5 protein-coding genes and 1 pseudogene are annotated in these 8,937 nt (G+C 44.4%); 3 read left to right on the top strand and 3 right to left on the bottom strand.

Annotated elements, in window-relative coordinates; genetic code table 11:
• Window positions 1-444: 444 nt before the first annotated feature.
• The 3 genes and pseudogenes from priA to VB775_RS25375 form a co-directional block, all read right to left on the bottom strand.
• Entirely contained in the window at window positions 445-3,183 is a 2,739-nt protein-coding gene (priA, locus tag VB775_RS25385; RefSeq protein WP_281007322.1) for a primosomal protein N', read from the bottom strand.
• 34 nt (window positions 3,184-3,217) lie between these two features.
• On the bottom strand, window positions 3,218-3,775 hold the full coding sequence (locus VB775_RS25380) for a Uma2 family endonuclease (RefSeq protein WP_281007321.1): 558 nt from the start codon (window positions 3,773-3,775) through the stop codon (window positions 3,218-3,220).
• 126 nt (window positions 3,776-3,901) lie between these two features.
• Window positions 3,902-4,699 (bottom strand): annotated as a pseudogene (locus tag VB775_RS25375) (thiazole synthase); the annotation flags it as partial.
• Window positions 4,700-4,970: 271 nt separating this feature from the next.
• Between VB775_RS25375 and VB775_RS25370 the strand changes: the two are divergent.
• From VB775_RS25370 to VB775_RS25360, 3 genes are all read left to right on the top strand, one after another.
• Window positions 4,971-5,918, top strand: coding sequence for a F0F1 ATP synthase subunit gamma (locus VB775_RS25370; RefSeq protein WP_281007319.1), 948 nt, complete (start codon window positions 4,971-4,973; stop codon window positions 5,916-5,918).
• A gap of 799 nt (window positions 5,919-6,717) precedes the next feature.
• Window positions 6,718-7,050, top strand: coding sequence for an RNA recognition motif domain-containing protein (locus VB775_RS25365; RefSeq protein WP_094532620.1), 333 nt, complete (start codon window positions 6,718-6,720; stop codon window positions 7,048-7,050).
• 133 nt (window positions 7,051-7,183) lie between these two features.
• On the top strand, window positions 7,184-8,923 hold the full coding sequence (locus VB775_RS25360; RefSeq protein WP_281007318.1) for a helicase HerA domain-containing protein: 1,740 nt from the start codon (window positions 7,184-7,186) through the stop codon (window positions 8,921-8,923).
• The last annotated feature ends 14 nt before the right edge of the window (window positions 8,924-8,937 follow it).

Raw genomic sequence — 8,937 nt, 5'->3', positions numbered from 1 at the left:
CGCAGTTTTTTTAATTTTCTTGTCAACCTTTTAGCTGGGTTGGTTGCTTATACATATCGAGAGACTAAACCTGCTTTAGATCTTCTCTTCAAAGGCTTACCTGCTCTTCCTCCTGCCATCTTTTAGTGCGTCGAACTCACGTCATTTTAGGCTTTGAGATAAGTTAATGTGAGTTCGATATAGCCATTAGCGGCGTGCAAAGCACGCCGCTAATGGCAGAAATGGTAAGAATCGCTAAGCGATTCTTACCATTTTCTGCTGTCGTCGAACTGACGTTAAGTTAGCTCTTTTATCGCGATACCATTTGCTCGATAGCAGTTCCTGCCAAATTAGAATTTATAGCATTTATCAGTCTGGTGAAGTACGGTTTTGTTTCCCCGCCTTCGGCGGGGAAACAAAACTTTGTACCTCGCTTGCTTGAAAAACGCTATATCAAGGCGACTATTACAAAATGGTGAGCGGATCGACATCGATCGCTACTCGTACAGCTTTAGAGTTAACCAACATTCGCAATTCTTCTAAACTTGGCACATTAGGCAAAACTTCAGGAGCAAACTTTAGCAAAATCTGCCAACGATAACGATTAGCGACTTTAGCGATCGTCGCGGGAGTTGCCCCTAAAATATCCCAATCATTTTCTAATTGGCGTAAATAATCTGCTAATTGATTCGCTGCTTTCTCAACAGTGGTGTCACTCTCACTGCTGAGGTGAATTAATACCATCTGTCCCATCGGTGGATAACGCAGGGCTTCACGCATTTCTAACTCAGTCTGCATAAATGCTTCCAGTTGATAGGTCTGTACCGCTTGGATGGCAGGATGTTCTGGGGTATAGGTTTGCATGATTACCTTGCCATCTTCATCGCCCCGACCAGCCCGACCCGCTACCTGTAGCAAAGTTTGCGCCGCTCTCTCCCCTGCGCGATAGTCTGAAAAGTTTAATAATCCATCCGCTGAAACTACGCCCACTAAGGTCACTTGCGGAATATCTAAACCCTTGGTTAACATCTGTGTCCCCACTAATAAGTCTGCTTCTCCCGAACGGAACTGCTCAATTAATAGGCGATGTTGATCCTTATTGCGAGTGGTATCACTATCAAAGCGAATCAAGCGGATATTTGGGAATAGCTTTGCGAGTTCCTGTTCCACTTTTTGAGTGCCACTTCCAAAATGCTTAAAATAAGGTGAGCCGCACTCTGGACAAGATTTGGGCTGAATTAACGTGTAGTTACAATAATGGCATCGTAAATGTGCGGATTTTGGTTGATGAGCGGTAGGTGAAATCGGATCGTGATAGGAAAGAGAAACATCACAGTTTGGGCATTCGGCAACATAGCCACAGGAGCGACAGGAGACAAAGGTACTGTAGCCACGTCGATGGATGAAGAGAATTCCTTGCTGCTTTGCTTCGAGCATTTCGGCGATCGCACCTTGCAACTTGCGACTCAAAATCGAGTAATTACCAGCTTTAAATTCATCGCGCATATCGACAATTTCAATTGGTGGCATATCCTTATTGCCAATGCGATGCGGAAGTTCTAGATAAATAGATTTCCCTTCTTGATGAGCATAGATTACTTCTGCTGAAGGAGTTGCGGAACCAAGCACAAGGGGAATCTGCTCTAACTGAGATCGCCATTCGGCGATCGTCCGCGCATGATAACAGGGTTGGGGTTGATCTTGCTTGAAGCTATTGTCATGCTCCTCGTCCATCACAATTAAACCCAAATTAGAAAGCGGCGCAAATACTGCCGATCGCGTACCGATTACAATTTGCGCTTCACCTGTGAGCATCAATCGCCATGTATCAAAGCGCTCGCCCTCTGATAACTGACTGTGATAAACATTCACCTTCGCATCCCCAAATCTTGCTCGAAAGCGATCGGTAAGTTGTGGGGTTAAGCCAATTTCAGGAACCAGAACTAGCGCTGATTTTCCTGCTGCGAGTACAGCAGCGATCGCTTGCAGATATACTTCTGTTTTGCCTGAGCCTGTGACCCCATGTAGGAGGAAATGCGGTGCAGTTTGGTCAGCGATCGCCTGCAAAATTTGCTGTAAAGCAGCATCTTGATCGGGTGTGAGATCTTTGGGGCGATCGCGTTTGACTGTATGACTTTTTCCGCCTAACCGTAGAGATTCTTGTTTGGATATGGCAAGATATCCTTTATTCGTAAGTGTTTGCAAAACCGAGACTGATGTCTTGGCAAGCTTAATTAATTGTGTTTTTAAGCATTCCCCACCCTGATGCTGCAAAATCGTAAGAATCTCTGCTTGTCTTATGGTGACTTCACTATCAGGGACTTTAAGTAAAATAACTAGATCTTCATATTTAGGTTGCGGTCGATTTGGCAGTTCTAAAACCGTATCAATCCATTCTAGTTTTTGCAGTTCCTTTAAGCCTGAACTAGTATATCTACCAAGCTTTTGCTGAATATAACGACGACTAATTCCTTTAGGATTATGCTTATGCTCTTGTAAAAAATCCCAAACCATTTGTGCGGCTTTAGAGATTGCCCTCACCCCTAGCCCCTCTCCCAGAGGGAGAGGGGAAAAAGAATCTTGCTTACTCACTCCCAGAGGGAGAGGGGAAAAAGAATCTTGCTTACTCACTCCCAGAGGGAGAGGGGAAAAAGAATCTTGCTTACTCACTCCCAGAGGGAGAGGGGGAAAAGAATCTTGCTTACTCACTCCCAGAGGGAGAGGGGGAAAAGAATCCTGCTTACTCACTCCCAAAGGGAGAGGGGAAAAAGAATCTTGCTCCCCCTCTCCCTCTGGGAGAGGGGGCTGGGGGGTGAGGGACTGCTTTACTTTAATTCGATAATGAGACTGATCCAGTAACTTAGGCGGCAGAGCAGTTTTTACCGTCTGCATCACGGGTGTACGATAATACTCTGCTGTGCGAATCAGCATCTCCCAATAAGTCTTTGGGAAAATGCCTGAACTAACTACAGCACTAACTGATTTAATTTCTGTTTCGGCATCTGCAATTTGGGAAGTATCAGAAATTTGTAAAGCGATCGCCCCCACATGACGAGTACCTAATGGAACACTGAGAATATCACCAACTTGAATGTCGAGATCATCAGGAATACGATAGGTCAGCAAATCATCAATACCAATGCAATCAACAATAACGTTGACATAGCGATCGCTAGTAATATCTTTTAAATCAAATAGTTCCATATTCTCGCTGATTTTCCCAAGCGAATGAATTTTCCTACAAACTCAGCCAACTAAAGACTTCGGCAACAGTTAGTTCTAAATCAATTCCTGCGATCACTGGTAAGCGATCGCTATTTTTTAACTCTCTAACACGGCGATCGCGATCGACTACTAAAATACTCTCGTCTTCTGAATCCAATAACCACCCCATCTCAGTACCATATTCAGCACAGTGTAATAATTTGGATAAGACTAGTTTATATCGCTGATCGGGCGAGAGAATTTCAATAGCCCAATCAGGATAAGTTTCAAAGCGGTTCGCAATTCTACCTGATGGCAGTCGCGGGATGCGCTCCCAACGAAATACTGCTATATCTGGCACAATTGCGATGCCACCAAATACACAGCGTAACTCTGGGAATGCTTTCGCAATTTTTTGAGGTTTAGTGAGTTGATTGATATTTTCGCAGAGTTCGATCTGAAGTTGACTATGTTCTCCTTGGGGCATTGGTTTCTGGATGATTTGTCCATTGATAAACTCGGAGGCAGGTTTAGTCTCTGGTAACAGTAGGAATTCTTCTATTGTTGTGGATTTAACTGCTGTAATAGTCAAAACTTTACTCCTTTCAAATTATCCAGATTTTTGTAGCGCGGCTTCGCCGCGCTACAAAAATCTGGTTTTTTATCTTACTGCACGTCCCTAAGTTAAATAGAAAAGAGAGCAAGCTCTCTTTTCTATTTAGGAAACTAGACCTGTTAATGGGGAACTAGCACTAGCATAGGCTTTAACAGGAATCCGTCCTGACAAATAAGCAGCCCGTCCTGCCTCAGTTGCCATGCCCATCGCCCGACCCATTGCCACAGGATTATTCGCACAGGCGATCGCTGTATTTACTAACAAAGCGGTCGCGCCCATTTCCATTGCGGCGGCTGCTTCACTAGGAACTCCAATTCCTGCATCGACAACTACAGGCACTTTCGATTCTTCGATAATAATCCTGATATTTGCCGCATTATTAATCCCTTGCCCTGAGCCAATTGGTGAACCGAGGGGCATCACGGTAACGCAACCAATTTCCTCAAGGGTTTTCGCAAGTCTGGGATCAGCATTGATATAGGGTAAGACTGCAAAACCTTCTTTGACAAGTTGTTCGGCGGCTTTACAAGTGCCAAGCGGATCGGGCAGCAAATACTTAAGATCGGGGATTACTTCTAGCTTCACAAAATTATTATCTTCCTGACCCAAGATTTTTGCCATCTCGCGCCCCAGTCTTGCCACGCGCACCGCTTCATCGGCAGTTTGACAGCCAGCCGTGTTGGGCAATAGCCAATATTTGCTCCAGTCGATCGCTTCGGCTAGCCCTTCATGTCCTGCTGCATTAGTTTGCACCCGACGCACCGCCACGGTGACGATCTCGCAACCACTGGCGGCGATCGCCTGACGCATCACCTCGAAACTAGTATATTTTCCTGAGCCAGTCATCAAACGCGATCGGAACTTACGCCCCGCAATTTCGAGAGAATCATCTGATGACTCATCAGCATCAGATAATTGGCTATTTGTTGTAAAAATTGGGTTAAAGGAAGGTGAGGAGGCGATCATATCAAGGAATTAAAAGTTTATTTGCAGATCTTTAGGATCAAATGTGCTAACGCACATTTGATCCTATGCTAATCAATTTCAAGGATATACATTAGTTTGCGGTTTGAAGGCGCAATTTTTTATTAAGATACTTAGGATACTTAAGTGTCTTCTGTGATATTTCAAATTTTCCATAGTATTCAATAGCAAGTAGCAATTTAGTTTCATGGCTAACCTCAAATCCATCCGCGATCGCATCGGCACTGTTAAGAATACTCGCAAGATAACTGAAGCAATGCGTCTTGTCGCAGCCGCAAAGGTCAGACGCGCTCAGCAGCAAGTTCTTGCCACTCGTCCTTTTGCCGATCGCCTCGCTCAAGTCCTATATCGTCTCCAGCAGCGCATCTCCTTTGAGGATGTCAGTCTGCCTTTACTCGAAAAACGTCCTGTCAAAACCGTTGGTCTTCTGGTAATTTCAGGCGATCGCGGGCTTTGTGGTGGCTATAACTCAACCATTATTCGTCGTGCTGAAGCCCGTGCTAAGGAACTAAAGGAACAAGGTATTAATTACACCTTTATTTTAGTCGGTCGTAAGGCGGCGCAATACTTTGCCCGTCGCGATCAACCGATCGCCGCTAAGTTCACCAACTTAAATCAAATTCCTAATGCTGCCGAAGCTAATGCGATCGAAGATGAAATCACCTCAGCATTTTTGGCTGGTGTAATTGATCGCGTTGAGTTGATCTACACCCGATTTGTATCTTTGATTAGCTCTCGTCCTGTAGTCCAAACGCTCTTGCCCCTTGAGCCACAAGGACTAGAGCCTCAAGATGACGAAATTTTCCGCCTGATTACTCGTGGTGGGAAGTTCCAAGTCGAGCGCGAAAAGCGGGAAATCACTGTTAAGGAATTGCCTAAAGAATTACTTTTTGAGCAAAATCCTGAACAAATTCTCGATGCGTTATTACCGCTCTACCTCAGCAACCAAATTCTTCGCGCCTTGCAAGAGTCCGTAGCTAGCGAACTCGCCGCACGGATGACCGCAATGAACAATGCTAGTGAAAATGCTGGAGACTTGATCAAGGCTCTAACCTTGCAGTACAACAAGGCTCGTCAAGCTGCAATTACTCAAGAAATTCTCGAAGTAGTCGGTGGCGCAGCCGCTCTAACTTAAAAAAAAAGCGGCGCGATGCGCCGCTTTTTTTTAAGAAAAGATCAATCAAAATCTTTGCTATTACATTAGTTGATATGGCTTGAGTTGATATGGCTTGTAGCGACTTCAACCTATCTCGCATTCGAGAGACTTTTGGGCTAGTTGTCGAAGAACCCAAAAGTCTCTTTCCTATCGTTAAACAATTTTACTATAGCAATCCTAAGAGAGTGTGCCCCGAAGGGGCGCACTCTCTTAGGATTGCTATAGATGGCGCTTACCTTTGCTTTTCCGATGGTCTGGGATCTGATTGAATTGTTCTATAAAGTTCATGGCATAGACTTGCTTTTTGTTTAGCTTTTACCAGACCATTTTTTCCTGTTTTGGCTCCTTTTTTATTTGCTGTTTTTTATCTCGCTTTTTTATGCAATCTATACCTACTATCCCTTTCCGAATATGCAAACACCCTGCTCTCCCAAAAGGGAATAGAGGCTAGGGGTGAAGGGCTAAGAAAATTCCACGTAACAGCAATTACAAAAGTATTGGCAGACTTCAGCGAATTGCGATACCCCCAAAAAAGCAAAGGTGATGCTTCATAGTGCCTTTGCTTTCGGTAAAATACCGCTTGATACAAAAATAAACAAAACGTAACATTATACCCAAACTTAAAGCTTATGCGCTAGACTATCATCCGTAAGGTAAAAGTAGTTATCGGTTGTAGTAATTGTTTTCTGTACTGACAGTTTTTTTCTGTTTCATCGTGACAAGCTTCTCTCCGACATCTCTATCTCTACATACTCATTGAATTCTTGGAGAAAGCATAATGTCTATTTACGTCGGTAACTTGTCCTATGAAGTTACTCAAGACCACTTAAAGCCTGTGTTTGAAGACTACGGCAAGGTCACTCGTGTTCATTTCCCTACCGATCGCGAAACTGGTCGCGCCCGTGGCTTTGCATTCGTAGAAATGAGTGCGGATGCTGAAGAAGATGCCGCCATCACTGCACTTGACGGTGCTGAGTGGATGGGTCGTGTACTCAAAGTTAACAAGGCTAAGCCTCGCGAGAATAATGACTCGTTTGGCGGTGGTAACAGAGGCGGCGGCGGTGGTCGCGGCGGCTATAACAAGTCTGGCGGCGGCGGTGGTCGCTACTAAATTTACTTTCTAGGGTGCAAAGCACTCTAAAAAGAATTAGCAGCTAATTACAGCAAAACGGCGAAGAAAACTAAGTTTTCTTCGCCGTTTTGCTATGCTAAGCAAAAGTATGCACGCTTAACGTAGGTTTAGCATGGATTTGCAACCATTAGGGATTGTTGTTCAGGGTTCTTTAAGCGACGGTTTAGAAGTTCGGCTCAATGGCGAGATTTCCGTCGAAGATATGCGCGTCGGCAAGTTTCTAGTGGTACATGGTCGGCATACTCGCTTTTTTTGTATCCTCACTGATGTCACCCTTGGTACAGCTAGCCCTCGCATTCTCATGAATCCGCCCGATCCTGAGAATACTTTCTTAACCGAAATTTTGGCAGGAACGGGGACTTTTGGCACGATCAATTTAACGCCGATGTTGATGTTTGTGCCTGCAAATCCTTTTGATCTGATCGCTCAACGCTCTGCTAATCCGAATAGCGATCGCGTCAAAAAGACTAAACGCAAGAAATCCCCTGTTTATGAAACGGTAGAAGAAATTAGTGACTTTCAACTATTGCCAGTAAAGACGATCCCCAGTCATTTCTCGCAAGTGTTTGATGCGACTGAGCGTGATTTTCGGATTGTGTTTGGTTGGGAAGATGATCCCCATAAACGGAACTTTGCGATCGGGCAGCCGATTGATATGCCTGTAGCAATTTGTCTTGACCTCGATCGCTTTGTGGAGCGAAGTAATGGCGTATTTGGAAAATCGGGTACTGGTAAATCTTTTTTGACGCGCCTATTACTATCGGGGATTATCCGTAAGCAAGCAGCCGTAAATTTAATTTTTGATATGCATTCAGAATATGGCTGGGAAGCAGCGACTGAAGGTAAAAGATTTAGTACAGTTAAGGGTTTACGGCAATTATTTCCTGCACAAGTGCAGATTTATACGCTCGATCCTGACTCGACGAAGCGGCGGGGAGTGCGCGATGCACAGGAACTTTACATTAGTTATGACCAGATCGATGTTGAAGATTTGATGCTAATTCGGGATGAATTAAATCTCTCGGAAGCCAGTTTGGAAAATGCAATTATTCTACGGAATGAATTTGGAAAGAATTGGATTTCGCGATTGCTAGCAATGACTAATTCCGAAATTCAAGAATTTTGCGAACAGAAGATGGGCAGTAAATCTTCAATTATGGCGCTCCAGCGCAAACTCACCCGCCTTGATGATCTCAAATATTTACGCCCAACTTGTCCCGAAAATTATATTAAGCGGATTCTTGATGCGATCGCGGCAGGAAAACACATCGTGATTGAGTTCGGTTCGCAGTCAAATCTGCTTTCCTATATGTTGGCGACAAATATCATTACGCGGCGGATTCATCATTCCTATGTGCAGCAAGCTGAGCGATTTTTGCAGACCAAAAATATTAGCGATCGCCCTCAGCAGTTAACGATCACCATTGAAGAAGCCCATCGATTTCTGGCTCCGAATACGGCTAGACAAACTATTTTTGGGACGATCGCTCGCGAGATGCGGAAGTATTTTGTGACTTTGCTCATCGTCGATCAGCGTCCATCGGGAATTGATAATGAAGTGATGTCACAAATTGGAACGAGAATTACGGCGTTACTCAATGATGAGAAGGATATTGACGCAATTTTTACGGGTGTAGCTGGTAGTGGCAATTTGCGAACAATTTTATCGAAGTTAGATTCTAAGCAACAAGCCCTCGTTTTAGGTCATGCTGTCCCAATGCCTGTAGTCGTCCAAACTCGTCCCTACGATGAAACTTTCTATCGAGAGATCGGCGAAGTGCCTTGGGAAGAAATCTCGACACCAGAAGTCTTACGAGTTGCCGAAGTTGCCAAAGCAGATTTAGGATTTTAATCTAATCACAAAAG

It is taken from the genome of Pseudanabaena sp. CCNP1317 (genome assembly GCF_034931345.1).
In the GTDB taxonomy this organism is placed as follows: domain Bacteria; phylum Cyanobacteriota; class Cyanobacteriia; order Pseudanabaenales; family Pseudanabaenaceae; genus Pseudanabaena; species Pseudanabaena galeata.
The sequence above is the reverse complement of the archived record's forward strand: the minus strand, read 5'-3'. Positions and strand labels throughout refer to the sequence as shown.

Coding starts and splice junctions, on each gene's coding strand:
- VB775_RS25370 (WP_281007319.1), top strand. CDS start 4,971: ATGGCTAACCTCAAATCCATCCGCGATCGCATCGGCACTGTTAAGAAT.
- priA (WP_281007322.1), bottom strand. CDS start 3,183: ATGGAACTATTTGATTTAAAAGATATTACTAGCGATCGCTATGTCAAC.
- VB775_RS25365 (WP_094532620.1), top strand. CDS start 6,718: ATGTCTATTTACGTCGGTAACTTGTCCTATGAAGTTACTCAAGACCAC.
- VB775_RS25360 (WP_281007318.1), top strand. CDS start 7,184: ATGGATTTGCAACCATTAGGGATTGTTGTTCAGGGTTCTTTAAGCGAC.